Source organism: Peptostreptococcus stomatis DSM 17678 (assembly GCF_000147675.1).
Lineage (GTDB): Bacteria > Bacillota > Clostridia > Peptostreptococcales > Peptostreptococcaceae > Peptostreptococcus > Peptostreptococcus stomatis.
Genome location: NZ_ADGQ01000071.1, coordinates 94,751 through 111,577 on the forward strand (window position 1 = coordinate 94,751; position 16,827 = coordinate 111,577).

At 37.5% G+C, this 16,827-nt stretch carries 14 protein-coding genes; all 14 read left to right on the plus strand.

From position 1 onward, the window contains the following. Positions 1 to 80 precede the first annotated feature (80 nt). The 14 genes from HMPREF0634_RS08560 (at position 81) to rpoN (ending at position 16,800) form a co-directional block, all read left to right on the plus strand. Complete coding sequence (locus HMPREF0634_RS08560) at positions 81 to 380, plus strand: MTH1187 family thiamine-binding protein (RefSeq protein ID WP_007790941.1); 300 nt, start codon at positions 81 to 83, stop codon at positions 378 to 380. Positions 381 to 593: 213 nt separating this feature from the next. Further along, positions 594 to 1,766: a class I SAM-dependent methyltransferase gene (locus tag HMPREF0634_RS08565; RefSeq protein WP_007790948.1), complete on the plus strand. Its 1,173-nt coding sequence runs from the start codon at positions 594 to 596 to the stop codon at positions 1,764 to 1,766. Positions 1,767 to 1,794: 28 nt separating this feature from the next. Continuing rightward, complete coding sequence (dltD, locus tag HMPREF0634_RS08570; RefSeq protein WP_007791033.1) at positions 1,795 to 3,021, plus strand: D-alanyl-lipoteichoic acid biosynthesis protein DltD; 1,227 nt, start codon at positions 1,795 to 1,797, stop codon at positions 3,019 to 3,021. 5 nt (positions 3,022 to 3,026) lie between these two features. Further along, the gene (locus HMPREF0634_RS10090) at positions 3,027 to 3,152 is read left to right on the plus strand and encodes a hypothetical protein (protein ID WP_007790946.1); all 126 of its coding nucleotides are present in this window, start codon (positions 3,027 to 3,029) and stop codon (positions 3,150 to 3,152) included. 16 nt (positions 3,153 to 3,168) lie between these two features. Further along, complete coding sequence (gene dltA, locus HMPREF0634_RS08575) at positions 3,169 to 4,767, plus strand: D-alanine--poly(phosphoribitol) ligase subunit DltA (protein WP_007791042.1); 1,599 nt, start codon at positions 3,169 to 3,171, stop codon at positions 4,765 to 4,767. Positions 4,768 to 4,780: 13 nt separating this feature from the next. Beyond that, complete coding sequence (gene dltB, locus HMPREF0634_RS08580; protein WP_007790981.1) at positions 4,781 to 5,941, plus strand: D-alanyl-lipoteichoic acid biosynthesis protein DltB; 1,161 nt, start codon at positions 4,781 to 4,783, stop codon at positions 5,939 to 5,941. Between the two features lie 170 nt (positions 5,942 to 6,111). Continuing rightward, entirely contained in the window at positions 6,112 to 6,348 is a 237-nt protein-coding gene (gene dltC, locus HMPREF0634_RS08585; RefSeq protein WP_007791077.1) for a D-alanine--poly(phosphoribitol) ligase subunit 2, read from the plus strand. Between the two features lie 240 nt (positions 6,349 to 6,588). After that, entirely contained in the window at positions 6,589 to 8,991 is a 2,403-nt protein-coding gene (locus tag HMPREF0634_RS08590) for a L,D-transpeptidase family protein (protein WP_007790910.1), read from the plus strand. 103 nt (positions 8,992 to 9,094) lie between these two features. Beyond that, complete coding sequence (nrdE, locus tag HMPREF0634_RS08595; protein ID WP_007791124.1) at positions 9,095 to 11,203, plus strand: class 1b ribonucleoside-diphosphate reductase subunit alpha; 2,109 nt, start codon at positions 9,095 to 9,097, stop codon at positions 11,201 to 11,203. 30 nt (positions 11,204 to 11,233) lie between these two features. Beyond that, positions 11,234 to 12,220: a class 1b ribonucleoside-diphosphate reductase subunit beta gene (gene nrdF / locus HMPREF0634_RS08600; RefSeq protein ID WP_007791091.1), complete on the plus strand. Its 987-nt coding sequence runs from the start codon at positions 11,234 to 11,236 to the stop codon at positions 12,218 to 12,220. 145 nt (positions 12,221 to 12,365) lie between these two features. Then, complete coding sequence (locus tag HMPREF0634_RS08605; protein ID WP_007791109.1) at positions 12,366 to 13,529, plus strand: MGDG synthase family glycosyltransferase; 1,164 nt, start codon at positions 12,366 to 12,368, stop codon at positions 13,527 to 13,529. 141 nt (positions 13,530 to 13,670) lie between these two features. Next, positions 13,671 to 14,360 carry a polysaccharide deacetylase family protein gene (locus HMPREF0634_RS08610; protein WP_007791106.1) on the plus strand — a complete coding sequence of 230 codons (690 nt, stop codon included), beginning with the start codon at positions 13,671 to 13,673 and terminating at the stop codon, positions 14,358 to 14,360. A 25-nt stretch (positions 14,361 to 14,385) separates the two neighbouring features. Next, positions 14,386 to 15,429 (plus strand): lysylphosphatidylglycerol synthase transmembrane domain-containing protein, encoded by a 1,044-nt coding sequence (locus tag HMPREF0634_RS08615; RefSeq protein WP_007791011.1) that lies wholly within the window; start codon positions 14,386 to 14,388, stop codon positions 15,427 to 15,429. 24 nt (positions 15,430 to 15,453) lie between these two features. Then, the gene (gene rpoN / locus HMPREF0634_RS08620; RefSeq protein ID WP_007791053.1) at positions 15,454 to 16,800 is read left to right on the plus strand and encodes an RNA polymerase factor sigma-54; all 1,347 of its coding nucleotides are present in this window, start codon (positions 15,454 to 15,456) and stop codon (positions 16,798 to 16,800) included. Positions 16,801 to 16,827 lie beyond the last annotated feature (27 nt).

Here is a 16,827-nt window from a genome sequence, read left to right on the forward strand (position 1 = left end):
TTTATAATTTAATTAGAAGATATGTATAATTTATTAAGTAGCTTTAAAGAAAATATTAGATAAATATAGGAGGCGTAGATATGGCAGTAGTAGAGTTAACAGTTTGTCCTTTAGGGACTGGAACAACAAGTGCAAGTTCATATGTGGCAGGTGCACAGAAGATATTAAGCGACCAGGATAAGGTTAAGTATTTACTAAACCCAATGGGAACTGTAATGGAAGGCGACATTGATGAAATATTTGCCTTGATCAGAAAGATTCAGGAGGATGTTTTTGACAAGGGAGTAGGAAGAGTATACTCTATTATAAAGGTTGACGATAGAAGGGACAAGCAGGCTAGTATGGAACAGAAGTTAGCGTCAGTTAAGGCCAAACTCTAGTCAAGCTTTAGTTCTGAAAAGGGTCGAATTTACTTAGACAGACAAGTTTATATTTTTTAGGGCAATTAGGCTTATATCCTAATTGCCTTTTTCGTGAATTACGAGGGCCAATCTTTAGATTTTATTTATTTTTTTGCTAGGTTTAATTTAAGCTTTTTATGGTAACATTTTGTCTTGTACTCAAGATCTATCAGAGTACATTTAGGAGGAATAATGGAATTAATAGGATATATAGATGATATAGTTAAATCGAAACCTTTAAGGTTGGTTTTTAGCAATAAATATGATAAAAATTATGACTACAAGAAGGTTAAAATAAATATGGTGAGGGTCAAGGAAAGAGACTTTTACCAGGTAGAGAAATTTACTGACAAGCAGGTCTTCCATGAAAATATAGAAGTAGAAGACCTGGCCAAGAGTATTGGAGATATGATGGAAAGGTTCCGTCAGTTGACAGCTATCTCTGAAGAATATAATTTTGATGTCAGGATATCTAAGAAGGGAAAGGTTTTTTGCTCAAAGCATGCCCAAAAAAATGACCTAAAGATAGACAAGAGCCATAATAAAAAGAAAAACTATATCCTTCAAGAGGGGATGGATATACCAGCCTTTGTAGACCTAGGAGTCTTTAACAAGGATGGCAAGATAATAAATTCAAAATACGATAAATACAAGCAGATAAATAGGTTTATAGAGATAATAGATGATGAGATAAAGAACCTGGGGGATGAATATAGCCTAGGTGGTGACAAGGTCTTGAGAATCCTTGACTTTGGCTGTGGTAAATCCTACCTTACATTTGTAGTTTACTATTACTTTGTAGAAATTAAGAAAATGAATGTAGAAATTACAGGCCTGGACCTCAAGGAGGATGTAATCGACAAGTGCAACAAGGTTGCCAGTAAGTATGGCTACGATAGGTTGAAGTTTGAGCTAGGTGATATAAACGGCTACAAGTTTGAAAACAATGTTGATATAGTAATCAGCCTTCATGCTTGTGATACGGCTACAGACTATGCCCTTTACAATGCCATCAATTGGAAGGCTAAAATGATATTTTCAGTTCCATGTTGCCAGCATGAGATAAATTCGACTATAAGGGTAGACAAGTTGTCTATAATTACCAGGTATGGGCTGATCCAGGAGAGGGTAGCTGCCTTGATGACAGACAGCATAAGGGCCAATTTATTGGAGGCAATGGGTTACAAGACACAGTTAATAGAGTTCATAGACTTTGAACATTCTCCAAAAAATATATTGATTAGGGCAGTAAGGTCCAATATCAGCAAGGATAAAAGAAAAAAATTAATAGATGAGATAGAGGTCTTGAGAGAAGAATTTTCCTTTGAACAGACCCTATACAATCTTTTAAAGGACAGGTTATAAGAATATATTTAAATAATAGGTGTTAATTATGAAAAAAGTTTGGTATGTAGTACTTGCCTTGTTAATACCAGTTTTGGTGGCAACAACATGCGTTTTTAGCTTGGACAAGTATCTAGATTATAAAAATAATAAGATGATGGAGGTCAAGGACCTCTATCCCATGCTACATGATACAGTTAGTTTGGTCAAGGACAAGGGGGTCTATGCGAACAACTACCTGGCACATGAAGGTGCAATCATGATAATGGGTTCATCAGAGTTGAGTCACTCTACTAGGCAGCATCCCGACTATTATTTTAATACGGGAAGGACTAAGAACAAGGCGATTACTATAGGTAGGGCCTATACTCAATCACTCCAGCATGCCACAATAGTTGGGTCACTGGATAATGATATAAAAAATAAAAAGGTAGTCCTACTATTGTCTATGCAGTGGTTTATGGAAAAAGAAGGGGTAACGTCAGACCATTTTCTTACTAGGTTTTCCCCAGTCCAATTCTACAATTTCATGTCCAATCCAAAGGTTAGTCTTAAAACTAAAAAAGACTATGCGAGGAGGATAGCTAGCCTGATGAAGGACCCGGGAGAGTTTAAGCCAGAAGCTATATACGCCAACCTTTATCTGCATGATGATCTTGGTCACAAGACCTTGAAACTACTTTTTAGTCCATATTATAAGGCTAGAAGGGTTATGGTTAGTATGAAGGACAAGGGTATAACATACAAGGCCCTTAGAAAACTTTATAACAAGGTTGACCAGTCCCATGATATAGCGGGTAAGATAGACTGGGCTAATGAAAAAAAGTATGCCAAAATAGAGGCTAAAAATAGGGTAGGCAAGAGGATCTACAAGTTGGGTGGCAGGAATGTTTATGTTGATAAGGGCTACTACAGGGAGTACATGAAGGGCAAGGATGAAGGCTTCAGGGGCTTCTATAGCTATGTTAAGTTGACAGATTCTAAAGAATATACTGACTTGAAGATATTTTTAGATACCTGCAAGGATATGGGTATAAAACCGACTATAGTCCTAATACCAGGTATGCCGGAGTTTTATGACTTCGCAGGTATAGGTGTCAAGGACAGGAAGGCTTTCGCCAAGAAGATAAGAGGCATATCAGACAAGTATAATACAAGGTTGATAGACCTGACAGCCAATGAAAACAAGAGATACTATCTGAGGGATATAATGCACTTAGGAACCCTGGGATGGGCAGACTTGAGTGAGAAAATTTACAAGATATATGAGAGGTAGATATTATGACAGATGAAGCAAAAAAGTATATAAAGATTGCCATAGTTATAAGCCTGGCAATGGTCATATGTATTTTAGTTTTTACCTTTTTACCTTTTAAAGAATTACCATTTATATATAATGAGTTTTAGATAGTGAGGGATGAAGATGATGAACATAGTCAGTGGTATAAGGCAATATGCTAATAGTGATAGGTTGGCAGTAGTCTGTGACGATGAAAAATTAAGCTATAAGGACCTGGATAGGTATTCAGATATTATAGGAAATTATATAAGTCAAAAATACGGAGAAAATACTCCGGTTGCTATATATGGAAATAAGGATGTCATGATCATAGCTTGTATGATTGGGGCCTTGAAGTCAAAGAGGGCCTATGTGCCCATGGATGTCAGCTTTCCTGAGCAGAGGGTTTTAGATGTATTAGACAGTGTAAGACCTAATATAGTATTTGACATGTCAGGAAAGAACTTCTTCCGTGACCAGGATGGTCAGGTTAAGGAGGCCTACAAGTCTTTTGAAATAATAGATAAGAAAAATTTGATAAATTTAATAGAAGAAAACAAGGTGGGACCTTTGGCAAGTCAAGTCCCTAGTGAAAATTGGGTAGATGGGGATGAAAATTCATATATCCTATTTACATCTGGGTCTACAGGTAAACCAAAGGGGGTCCAAATCAGTGCCTATAACCTGGATTCTTTTATGAGGTGGATGAGCCCTATATTGGGTTTGGATGGCCAGGCCAAGGTGGTAATGGACCAGCCAGCCTACTCATTTGACTTGAGTGTGTCCCAGTTGTATCCAGGTCTGGCAAATGGAGCTACCCTATATTCCTTGTCCAAGGATGTAGTGGCAGACTTTAAGGTCTTATTTGACCATATGAGGAAGTCAGACATGGAAGTTTGGGTTTCTACACCATCTTTTGTAGGTATGTGTTTGGTAGACAAGGACTTTAACCAGGAAATGTTGCCTAAGTTAAGAAAAATGCTGTATATAGGTGAAGTATTACCAGTCGAGGTGGCTAGGAAGCTTAGGGAGAGGTTCCCAAAAGTTGACATAATCAATGGATATGGGCCGACTGAAGCTACAGTAGGTATAAGTCATGTGGTAATAAATGATGACCATATAGGATCAGGCAAGTCCCTGCCAGTAGGTATACCTATGGAAAACTGTAAGATAAAGATAGTTGACGAAGAAGGCAGGGAGGTAGAAGAAGGCCAAAAGGGAGAAATAGTAATAATAGGACCATCTGTATCCAAGGGTTACTTTAAGAACGAAGAGAAGACCAAGGAGGTATTTTACCTTGAGTCTACAGATCCTGGCCTAGAGAGTGGGTCTCCTAAGGACTTGGCTCATTTAAGATTTAGGGCATACAAGACAGGTGACTTGGGCTTTATAGATGAAACAGGTAACATCAGGTATGCAGGTAGGAAGGACTTCCAGATTAAGCTAAATGGCTACAGGATAGAGATAGAAGATATAGAAAACAACCTTAGGAAGGTTGAAAATATAAGAAATGCAGTAGTCCTACCAGTATATAAGAATGAAAAAATAGCCTACCTGAAGGCAATAGTAGAGCTAGAGGTTGAAAATGACTTGGGTAACCTGAAAAATGGTATAAGGATCAAGAAAGACTTGGCCAAACTGGTACCAGAATATATGGTTCCTAGGAATGTAACTATAATAGATAAGTTGCCTATGAATACCAATGGCAAGATAGATAGAAAAAAATTAGCACAGGAATTGTAAGTAGGAGGGGACGATGACATTTTCACAATATGAGAGTTACCTCTATATGTATATACTGCTCTTGACTATGATACCAGCCATAGGTCTGGGACTAGCCGGTAAGAGGATTAAGTACTATGGTATGGTTGCAACGGCCCTTATGGTATACCTGATAATAGGCCTGGATATACAATTTAAGTTCCTAGTTGGTTTTATAGTTTGGGAACTGGCCTGTATATACCTCTTCATGTGGTCTAGGAAGAAGGAAAAAAACAAGTGGACCTTTAGGCTATTTCTTTTGGCAACAATGATGCCCCTTATAATAAATAAGGTGTCGGCCAAGTTGCCAATAGGAGTTTTAGGTTTTATAGGTATATCATACCTTAGTTTTAGGACTATACAGATAATAATTGAAATATATGATGGGGCTATCAAGGAATTAAAATTCTTAGATATGGTTTACTTTATCCTCTTCTTCCCAAGTTTGAGCTCCGGTCCTATAGACAGGTCCAGGAGATTTGAAGAGGAAATCAACCAGTCAATACCAAGGGGAGAATATGTTAGTAACTATTTGTTGCCAGGTATTAAAAAGGTCTTTTTAGGGATAATGTACAAGTTTGCCATTGCCAACCTTATACACCTTTACTGGGTCAGCAGGATTAGTCCGGACAAGTCAATTGTACCTATAATCCTATATATGTATGCCTATACGCTTTATTTGTTTTTTGATTTTGCGGGTTATAGTTTGATAGCAGTTGGTACCAGTTATATATTTGGGGTTCATGCACCAGACAACTTCAACAAGCCTTTCTTATCGAAGGATATGAAGGAATTCTGGACCAGGTGGCATATTAGTTTGTCCAGGTGGTTTGGAGACTATATCTTCTCCAGGTATGTCCTAAATGCTATGAGGAATAAAAAGTTTAAGAAAAGAGCAACAGCATCCCATGTCGCCCAGATGATAACCATGACTGTAATGGGATTTTGGCATGGTCTTACTTGGTATTATATAGCCTATGGTGTCTACCAGGGCTTGATGCTGGTCTTAACTGACGAGTTTACCAAAAAATCCAAAATATATAAAAAGTACAAGCAGGAAAAGTGGTTCCAGAGGTTACAGATAGCTATAACATTTAATATAGTATGTTTTGGTATGCTGATATTCTCAGGCTTCCTAAATTATTATGTCAAGTAAGGTGATTTTTAAGGATTACCACCTTAAGACACTTCTTTATTTAACCTTTTAAAAGACTTATTCAATGATTATCTATTAATAAAAAGTTAAGGTTAGGGAGTATAATGAATATATACTGATAATTATTTTATACATAGGTAATTGATTTGATATCTAATATGGAGGTAAAAATGGATATAAGAGAAAGTGTAATAGAAATATTTGAAGAGGTTTTGGGAAGTGATGAAATTAGAGACAACCAGGACTTGGATATGTTTGAAAATGAGATGTTGGATTCACTTGCAATAATAGAAGTATTATTGGGAATAGAAGACAAGTTAAACCTATCTTTACAGCCAACAGACTTGGAAAGAAAGGATATGGCCACAGTAAATAACCTGGTCGACTTCCTAAAAGAAAGGATATAAATAATTAACTATATGCAGGGTTCATGTTAAATACATGGGCCCTGTTTTATCTATAATAAGGCATTATTATTCAATCTAGTAAATAAAGTAAAGGGAAAGATGGTTACAATTCAGTAAATTTACTTGTTTAGTAATTTTTTTGTGTTAATATATAAAAGAGTATATTATGTAAAAGTATATAATCTAATGTTAAATATATATTATGGATTAAGAACATTCTAAGTATGAAAGGAAACAATCATGTCTAGAGTTGAGAGAAAAAGATTAGAAAAAGAAGCTAAAAAAAATAAGAAAACTAGACTTTTTAAATCCAAAGATAAGGAAGCGCAAAAGATAGACGGGGTTTTGGAATCTGATACATCTACAAAACTAGCTCCAAGACTTGATGCCGCTAGGGATGAAAAAGTTGATGACATAGATTTTGTAACAAAAAAGATAGAAGATAGGTTTATTGCAAGAGAAAACCAGAATGCAGACCCTATAATGAAGGGGCTTGGAAATAAACAAGAGGACAATGATGATATTAAGATGAAAAAAATGTCGAAGATGTCCATGAAGACTGCTGATAAAATAGTCTCAGTTGAAGATGAAGAAATGAGACTAAAGAGGAGGAGGGCCTACCTGGATAAACAAGGTCATGTCGACTCAGGTGAAATATCTCCAATTACCGTTGATGATATCAGGACAGAAGAAGATATAAATCTAGGCTTATATGACAGGTCTCCTGAAAAGGAAATTAAGGATATTGAGCATAATTTAGAGTCTGATATCAATATAAATGAGGTCAAGCATATAGATATAGAAAGGGCTCCATTTGAAGATGTCGTTAAGGTAGCTGAATCAAGGATTGCTGCTGAAAAAATCAGGCATGAGGAACAGAAAAAAGAAGAAGAGAAAATCTTAAAACAAGAGCAGATAAAGAAGGAAGTACTCGAAAAGGAATTGCGTGAAAGAGAGAAGTTGAAGACTCAGCAATTGAATTTGGATATGGGGCAGGATGAAGAACCTAAACCTGAAATATCGAGTAAGAAGAAAGGATGGTTCAAGAAAAAGATGAGTGAAAAAGATAAGGAAGAAGTAAAGGGGCTTGAAGAAGCTAACAAGACTCAAGATACAAGCACACAAGAAAATAAACCTAACAAAGACAAGTCAGAAGAAGTAAAGGCCCAGGAAGTCAAAGAAGAACCTGTAGCAGACGTTGTAATGACAGAGAAAAAAATTGAAAGTGTAGAGAATAATGAAGAACCCAAGAAGGGTGGCTTCAAGAGAGTCTTAAAGAAATTATGTATATTCTTAATAGCAATTATAGCCCTTGTTTACATAGCAGGTTGTATAGTATTCAAGGATAGGTATTTTGTAAATACCAACATAAATGGTATCAAGGCAGACCTAAAGACTCCTGGCGATATAGACAAGTTGGCTAGCGACAAGGCGGCTAACTATAAGCTGAATATCAGTGGTAGAAACGACGTCAAGGACTCAATAAATGGAACAGATGTAGATATAGCCTATGTCAAGGACGGCAGTGCTGCCAAGATAAAGGAAGACCAAGGTTTCCTGGCATGGCCACTAGCATTTCTTGATAAGACAAATATAGATGGAAAGTTAAATGTAAAGTATGATGAAGCCAAGCTAAACGATGTAGTCAAGAAGCTTAACATATTTGACAAGAAGAATATTAAGGCTCCGGTAAGTGCCTTCCCTAGGTTTGATGAGAAAAAGGGCGACTATGTAGTTGACAAGGGAGACCTTGGCAGTACACCAATAGAAGTTTCTGTTAAGAATTTTATAGCGACTTCTCTTAAGTCGGAGGCTACAGAGGTAGAATATCCAGCATCTGCCTATAAGAGCCAGAAGAACAAGGCTAATGACAAGAGGATAGAAAAGGCCATAGCCCAGTTGAAGGAATATGACAATGTAAAGGTAGTATATGACTTCGAAAAGGAAAAGTATGTGGCTGGGACTAAGGATGTCAGCACTATGTTTGATATAGCTTCTGAAGAAGACTATAAGGTGGAGTTAAGCAAGGACAAGGTGAGAGAATTTGTAAGAAGCTTAAGCAAGAAGTATTCTACATATGGAGACGCTAGAGAAATCCCATCAGCATCTACTGGTGGTAAGTTAAAGGTTACTGGCGGTATATATGGTTGGTTGATCGATAGGGAAAAGGAAACTGACTACCTGTATGACCTTGTAAAGGCAAAGAAAAGTGAAAATGATAGAAAACCTATATATGCCCAGACAGCTATAACAAGAGAAAATCAGGACTTGGGTAATGAGTTTATAGAGATTGACCTTACAAAGCAGCATATGTGGTTTGTTAGAGATGGTAAGGTAGTAGTAGATACACCTATAGTATCAGGAAATCCAAATCGTGGAGATGCTACACCTCCAGGTATATATCCTCTAAACTACAAGACGAGACATGCTACCTTAAGAGGACCAGGATATGCATCACCAGTTTCATACTGGATGCCTTTCAATGGTGATATAGGTATACATGATGCCAGTTGGCAGCCGGTATATGGTGGAAGCAGGTACCTATATGCAGGTTCACATGGATGTATAAATACACCTTATAGTAAGGTGGCTCAGTTCTATGCACTTTCCAAGAAGGGAATGCCAGTAGTAGTACATTATTAGGATTAAATAGCATCTACAATCAATATATTGATTGTAGGTGCTTATTTTTGTCTTGAAAGGGTATAGATAAACCATAAGTATTTAAGAAAGGGAAATATATTTAATGACTAGTTATGTTGAGTTAAATAATGAAGTTATTGTGAGAGATATAGAGGGCAAGTACCAACTCCACAAGGACAAGGAGGCCTTAGACCTATACCTAAGGGATTCTATAGATGGTAGGTCTATGAAGTTTGAATCTATATCAGACAAGATTAAGTATCTTGTAGATAATAATTACTATGAAAAAGAGATAATTGACAAGTACAGTATGGACTTTATAGGAGACTTACACGAGTATATAAAGAGTTTTGGTTTTAGTTTTCAGTCATATATGAGTGCCAGCAAGTTTTATGAAAACTATGCCCTAAAGTCAGATGACGGGGAGTACATACTAGAAGACTATAATGATAAGATTTTAATATGTTCACTAGCCATAGCAAATGGTGATACTGAAGTAGCAAAGAAGGTAGCCAAGAGGCTGATTAGACAGGAATTCCAGCCAGCTACACCAACCTTCCTGAATTTAGGTAGGAAGAGGGCTGGTGAGTTAGTGAGCTGTTTTTTGCTTACAGTAGAAGATTCATGCGAAGGGATTAGCTATGCAGTAGCTTCTGCCAACCACCTATCAAAAATAGGTGGAGGAGTAGCCCTAAATTTGACTAGACTAAGGGCCAGGGCAGAATCTATAAAGGGAATAGAAGGTGCCAGTGGGGGTGTAGTTGGTGTTGCCAAAATGTTGGAACAGAGTTTCAGCTACTTCAACCAGATGGGGGCTAGACAGGGGGCAGGTGCAGTTTACCTAAATGTCCTACACGCAGACTTTGATGCCCTTATGGATACCAAGAAGATAAATGCAGATGAGAGGGTCAGACTTGCTACCCTTTCAATAGGGGCCATTATACCGGATGTATTTATGAGGCTGGCTGAAAAGAACGAGACAGGCTATGCCTTTTACCCACACTCAATTTATAAGAAGTATGGCCTTCATTTAGATGACCTAAATATGGAGGAATGGTATGATAAGTTGGTAGCTGATCCGGATATCAGGAAGAAAGAAATTAACCCAAGACAGTACCTGACTAGGATAGCAGCTACACAGATGGAGTCCGGCTATCCATATATAGTATATATAGACACAGCCAATAGGGACCATACCCTAAAAGACCTAGGTATGATTAGGATGTCCAATCTTTGTTGTGAGATCTTCCAGTACCAGGAGCCTTCCCAGATTGAGTCCTATGGGTCAAGTGCCAGCCAGTGGGGCCAGGATGTATCTTGTAACCTGGGTTCCTTGAACATAGTCAACCTAATGGAAAGTAAGGAAGTTGACAAGGCCATAGACACTGCAGTAAGGTTCCTGACAGATGTGAGTGATAGGACAGATATCCACCAGGTACCTACTATAAAGATGGGTAATGACAAGAGTCATTCAATAGGGCTTGGTGCCATGAACCTACATGGTTATTTGATGAAAAATAATATAATGTATGTAACAGATGAGGCAGTAGAATTTGCTGATGTATTTTTTGCCATGATGAGGTATTATGCCATCAAGACTTCTATGGAAATAGCAAGGGAGAGAAAGGAAACCTTTGAAGGCTTTGAAAAGTCAGAGTATGCCAAGGGAAGAGCCAGTGATGTCCTGGGTAAATACTATGAAGTAGACTTTAGGCCAAAGTCTGACAAGGTTAAAAAACTATTTGAGGGTATTTATGTGCCTGATAAGAATGATTGGGCCAAATTGCTTGACGAGGTCAAGGAGGTCGGAATTTACAATGCCTATTTGATGGCTATAGCACCTACACAGAGTATCAGTTATGTACAAAATTCCACATCTTCTATCATGCCTATAACAGAGCAGATAGAGGTGAGGATTTACGGTGACTCGACTACCATTTACCCAATGCCTTTCTTGACTAATGAAAATATGCTTTTCTACAGGTCAGCCTACAATACAGACATGTTCAAGGTTATAGATGTAGTGGCAGCTGCCCAGGGGCACGTAGACCAGGGAATTTCAACTACACTCTTTGTAACAGATGATAAGACTACTAGAGATATAGCCAGGTATTATATATATGCATATAAGAAGGGCTTGAAGAGCCTTTATTACACAAGGACTAAGATGTTGAGAGAGTTAAATAATGAATGCCTATCATGTTCGGTTTAGGTAGAGGTTTTATTTTAGACGGGGGAAATTATGACTAAGGAAAAATATGTAGATGTTTTTAATACAGTCCACAAGGCTGTTAATTGGGATACGGAAGATGACGATTTTACCCAAGCCTTTTGGGATGAAAATGTAAAACAATTTTGGTTGCCTGAAGAAGTACCAATTTCTAAGGATATACCTAGTTGGTCCCAGCTAAGTGAGAGCGAGAGGGTCCTTTATAAGAGGGTTCTAGCAGGGCTTACACTACTGGACACAAAGCAGGGTAATGATGGTATACCTTCAATGATGGAATTGACAGAGAACTTCCAGAGGAAGGCCGTCTTATCTTTTATGGGGACCATGGAAGAGATTCATGCAAAGAGTTATTCAAGTATCTTTACGACACTCCTATCAAAGCAGGAGATAAATGACCTGTTTGTATGGATAGAGGAGGAGCCTCTTCTACAGAACAAGGCTAAGTTGGTATTGAGACAGTATAAGAATACCCACACACCGAAGGGCCTATATATGTCAATGGCCACTAGTGTATTCTTAGAATCCTTCTTGTTCTATAGCGGGTTTTTCTATCCTCTTTTCCTAGCAGGCCAGGGAAAGATGATATCAAGTGGCGAAATTATATCCCTGATATTGAGGGATGAGTCCCTACATGGCAAGTATATTGGTCTTTTGGCCCAGGAAAAGTTCAATGAATTCCACTATGATGACAAGAATGAATTGAAGGAGAAGGTGTATTCCCTACTTAAGGAATTGATGGAAAATGAAGAAAAGTATACAAAACTTCTGTATGAGGGGTCTGGTCTAGAAGAGCAGGTTATCAATTTCTTGAAGTACAATGCCAATACAGCCCTTACAAATATGGGATTTGAAGAATTTTACAAGGTAGAGCCTGTAAATGCCATAGTCCTTAATGGCTTAAGTACAGAGACAAAGACACACGACTTTTTCTCAACTAAGGGTAATGGCTACCAGAAGGGCATATATGAAGAACTAACAGATGAAGATTTTATATTTTAGGATGGCTTATGCTATCCTATTTTTCTTGAAAAATTAATAAAAACTTAAGATTTGTATAGACTTTATATTTAGTTTTTTTAGCTATACTATTAGTATAAAGAAACAGACTTTAATATAAAAATGCTTAGGAAAAGGAGGACTACAAATGAAGATAGCAATTTTGACTGCAAAATTTGGTATGGGCCATATGTCAGCATCTAAATCTATAATGCAAGATATACAAGCATATTATAAGAATGATGATATAGAGATAATAGACTTTTATGAATACGCCTTGCCTCATCTATCTGGATATATGTACAAGTCCTTTGACCTATTATTAAAGTACGCAAAAGGAATTTACAGTTTCTATTATTCAATCAATGATAAGAAGGTGACAGGTGTTGATCTCCTAACTAGGGTATTTGCCAGTGCCTGTAAAAAAATGGTAGATGAGATGGAACCAGACTTGGTAATATCTACCTTCCCTATGATTTCTAGGGGTGTGGGTTATTACAAGGAAAAGTATGAATCTGACCTAGAATTGATTACATGCATTACAGATGTAAGTAGCCACTATGAGTGGTTGGTTGATGGAACTGACCAGTATTTGGTTGCCTGTCCGGATGTAAAGTATGAAATGATTCACAAGGGTATTGACCCTGATAAGATAGTAGTTTATGGTATTCCTGTGGCAGAAAAGTTTAAAAATAGACAAGAAAGCAAGAAGGCAGGTCGTTTGATCAGTGATAATATAATAGGTATGCCTGAGCTTAAGAAGGGCAAGGAAATCCTAATAATGGGTGGTGGCCTAGGTATATTACCTAAGAGCCAGGCCTTCTATGAGGACTTAAATTCAGCCCCTGGGATTCATACTACAATAGTTGCTGGTAACAATAAGGAAATATACAAGAACCTACATGGCAAGTATGAAAACATTACAGTATTAGGTTTTACAGACCAGGTAGACAGCTTGATGGAAAGGGCAGACTGCATAGTGACAAAGCCAGGTGGAATAACTGTATTTGAAGCCATATACTCAAATACACCTATAATTTCATTTGCCCCAACCCTACCTAATGAACAGAGGAATGTGGAATTTATAGAAGATAATAATTTCGGTATTCTTCTGACTGAGAACCCAGATGTAAGTGTTAAGACCATAGTTGACCTGGTAAGTGATGACAGGGTCCTAGAGGGTATGCGTTCAAGTATGGCAAGCTTTGTAGCCAAGTTGAACAGGGCCTACTTCAAGGAGTACAGCTATGCAGGTAGGCATAATTACGGCCTAGGAATCTACCACGATTCAAGGAAGATATATTCTTATTAATAGGAATAAAAGGGTCGTTACCAGTAGGCTAATTTATAGTGAGTAATTAATCGCAAATTGTAATTAATCTTTAATATAAATATAGTATTAAAAGTTGCCTTTGCGGGCAACTTTTAGTCTATGTAAGGAGATGGAATAAATATGTATATTTTATATTTGTTTTTAATAGTAGTCTTGGTATTTGTGGTTCATTCTATCCTGCCTACCTACTATAATAAAATTTTTAATAAGGAGGTCGTTAGGACTACAGGTCAAAATAATAAAATAATGTTGACCTTTGATGATGGGCCTGATGATAGATATATACATGACTTGTTGGAAGTCTTGGACCAAAATCAAGTCAAGGCCACATTTTTTATGGTGGCAGAAAATGCCCAAAAAAACAGACAGATTGTAGACAAGATACTAGGAGGTGGCCACAAGGTCGGTCTCCACTCTTGGCAGCATAAAAATGCCATGCTTTACTCATATTCATATACTAAAAGGGATTTTGAAAATAGCTTTAGGATTATGAAGGGTTTGGGCCTAGAAGAGATGCTTTATAGACCACCTTGGGGGCATACAAATATATTCTCTAACCATTTCGTAAAAAGGTATGGGATGAAGATGATATACTGGGATGTGATGGCAGAAGACTGGGAAGCCCAGGCAAGCCCAGAATCGATTAGGAAGAAATTGTTGGATAGGACTAGTCCAACTAGTATAATATGCCTGCATGATGCAGGGGAAAATTCTGGTGGGGCAGCTGGAGCACCTAAAAATACTATCGAAGGTCTAAAGCTAGCCATACCAGAATTGAAGGCCAAGGGGTATGAATTTATCCTACCCTAGGCTATGATAGGTTTTAGGAGGTAAAATGGAGGGTTTAAAGAATAAAAAAAGCCAGTTTATAGGCATAACAATAATGGTGGTCTTGATGGTCTTTACCATATCCCAGGTATTGAAGGGGGAGTCAGTTGACTCTATAATGAGGGCCCTTAGGTCAGTCAAGCCTATATATATCCTGGTAGGAATAGGAATGATGCTGGTATATGCTTCATTTGAGGGGATAAACATATGGTTAATTGTCAAGGGCCTTAAGCAAAAAACATCCATATTTAAGTGTATAGGCTATGGTTTTGTAGGCTTCTATTTTAGTTCCATAACTCCTTCTGCATCCGGGGGTCAACCTGCCCAGGTATATTTTATGAAGAAGGATGGCATTAGTGTGACTTCATCTTCATTGACCCTTATGTTGATTCTTTTTACCCACCAGCTGGGAGTAGTCATATATGCTCTTATAGGAGTCTTACTAAATACTAATATAGGGGGGTCACAGTTAGCTAATACCCTTCTTTTAGCCTTTGGTTTTATAACAAATGCCCTGCTTTTAATCGGCATTATAATGCTTGTATACTGGCCAAAATTGGTCTTCAAGATATTGAACTTTTTCGGCCTCCTACTACACAGGACTAGGATAATAAAAAATAGGGAGAAAATAGAAAAGAAGATATCTAGCTCTGTTGAAGAATATGAGCGTGGGGCCATATATATGAGAAATAATTCAATCCTAATATTAAAGGTAACCCTACTAACTGTGGTCCAGATTAGCCTCTTATATGCAGTTCCTTATGTAATATACAAGGGTTTTGGCCTTAGTGGTTATTCGGTCATGGACTTGATTTTGATGCAGGCCATATTGAATATAGCTGTATCGTCCTTACCACTCCCAGGTGGGGTAGGGGCAAGTGAGTCCTTGTTCCTAGGTATGTTTAGTGTTTTCTATGGAAAAAAACTCCTTATACCTGGAATGTTGTTGACGAGGATATCAAACTTCTATTCAGTTTTGGTAATTAGTGGTATAATATCATTAGTAATGTACTTATGGCCTAGCAAGAACCAGGTCGTAGAGGACATTTAAATCTTACTGAAAAGAAGGCAATATATGGATATACACAACTCGATACAACAGAAACAAACACAAAGTTTAAATATTTCTAACCAGATAGTTCAGTTTTTAAATATACTAAATATGGGCAGGTATGAGTTGGAAGATGCCATAGAGGCTGAAGCTGAGTCGAACCCGGTATTAGAGGTAGATATAAAAGATGATGGAATAGATTGGGAGGAATACTTTAAAAAAGAAAAGTTCAACTATGATTTTGATAAAAATGAACTAGTATATGCAGATAGTTATGACTATGACTTTGAAAATATGACAAGTGATGAAGACAGTCTATATGATGAGTTACATGGTCAGATTAAAATAATGAATATAGATGATAGGAAGAGAAGGGTATGTGACTACCTGGTAGATAGTCTGGATGAAGATGGCTATTTGAGGGAAAAGGAGTCTGATATAGCCGACAAGTTGGGGGTAGATTTTGACCTGGTTGAAGAATGTATAGGCCTTGTTCAAACTCTGGAACCTGCTGGTATATGTGCGAGAAACCTACAGGAATGTATAATCCTCCAACTCCACAGTGAGGGTATATACGATGATGCACTTGAAGACATTATAGTCAATAATATCAACCTGGTAGCCAATTCCAATACCAGGCAACTAGCATCAAAATACAAGAAAAAGCAGGAAGAAATCAGAGACTATCTTGAATTAATCAAGAGTCTAGAGCCTAGACCTGCAGAAAAATACTTTAAAAATGCCATAGTCTATGCCTATCCAGATGTAGTTCTTGAAGAAGATGAACTGGGTAATTTGGTGGTTAGGCCCTATAACGAAAAGAGGTTGAAGCTGAATATTAGTAGCTACTATAGGGACTTATATATAACGACTGATGACCCAAGTGTTAAGGCCTATATAAGGGAAAAGTTATCTTCGGCCAAGAGGATTATAAATGATGTTGAAGACAGAAAGTCTACGGTAATAGCAATAGCAGAGGCCATGGTTGAAGTCCAATTCAACTATTTTAAGTATGAGGGACAGCTTGAGCCCATGACCCTTCAGAGGATTGCCGACATGGTAGGCTGTCATATCTCTACAGTTAGCAGGGGGGTAAATGACAAGTATATCCTTACCAATAAGGGTCTATACGAGATCAGGAGCTTTTTTTCAGGCGGACTAGAAACTGAAGAGGGTAGTATGATTTCTATATCCGTAGTAAAGGATAAATTAAAAGACATAATAGAACATGAAAACAAGAAAAAACCTCTTAGCGATAAGAAACTTGAAGATATGCTAAGGGCAGAAGGTTTTGAAATAGCTAGAAGAACCGTAGCAAAATATAGGGAAGAAATGGGTTACTTAAGTTCCTCAAAGCGAAAAGAAATCTAAAAAGATTGGGGACCATTTTGGTATTTA

Excerpts from the sequence above, each read along its gene's own strand:
- dltC (WP_007791077.1), top strand. The coding sequence starts at position 6,112 with ATGGATATAAGAGAAAGTGTAATAGAAATATTTGAAGAGGTTTTGGGA.
- HMPREF0634_RS10090 (WP_007790946.1), top strand. The coding sequence starts at position 3,027 with ATGACAGATGAAGCAAAAAAGTATATAAAGATTGCCATAGTTATAAGC.
- HMPREF0634_RS08590 (WP_007790910.1), top strand. The coding sequence starts at position 6,589 with ATGTCTAGAGTTGAGAGAAAAAGATTAGAAAAAGAAGCTAAAAAAAAT.
- HMPREF0634_RS08565 (WP_007790948.1), top strand. The coding sequence starts at position 594 with ATGGAATTAATAGGATATATAGATGATATAGTTAAATCGAAACCTTTA.
- dltD (WP_007791033.1), top strand. The coding sequence starts at position 1,795 with ATGAAAAAAGTTTGGTATGTAGTACTTGCCTTGTTAATACCAGTTTTG.
- HMPREF0634_RS08610 (WP_007791106.1), top strand. The coding sequence starts at position 13,671 with ATGTATATTTTATATTTGTTTTTAATAGTAGTCTTGGTATTTGTGGTT.
- HMPREF0634_RS08615 (WP_007791011.1), top strand. The coding sequence starts at position 14,386 with ATGGAGGGTTTAAAGAATAAAAAAAGCCAGTTTATAGGCATAACAATA.
- rpoN (WP_007791053.1), top strand. The coding sequence starts at position 15,454 with ATGGATATACACAACTCGATACAACAGAAACAAACACAAAGTTTAAAT.
- HMPREF0634_RS08560 (WP_007790941.1), top strand. The coding sequence starts at position 81 with ATGGCAGTAGTAGAGTTAACAGTTTGTCCTTTAGGGACTGGAACAACA.
- nrdE (WP_007791124.1), top strand. The coding sequence starts at position 9,095 with ATGACTAGTTATGTTGAGTTAAATAATGAAGTTATTGTGAGAGATATA.
- HMPREF0634_RS08605 (WP_007791109.1), top strand. The coding sequence starts at position 12,366 with ATGAAGATAGCAATTTTGACTGCAAAATTTGGTATGGGCCATATGTCA.
- dltA (WP_007791042.1), top strand. The coding sequence starts at position 3,169 with ATGATGAACATAGTCAGTGGTATAAGGCAATATGCTAATAGTGATAGG.
- dltB (WP_007790981.1), top strand. The coding sequence starts at position 4,781 with ATGACATTTTCACAATATGAGAGTTACCTCTATATGTATATACTGCTC.
- nrdF (WP_007791091.1), top strand. The coding sequence starts at position 11,234 with ATGACTAAGGAAAAATATGTAGATGTTTTTAATACAGTCCACAAGGCT.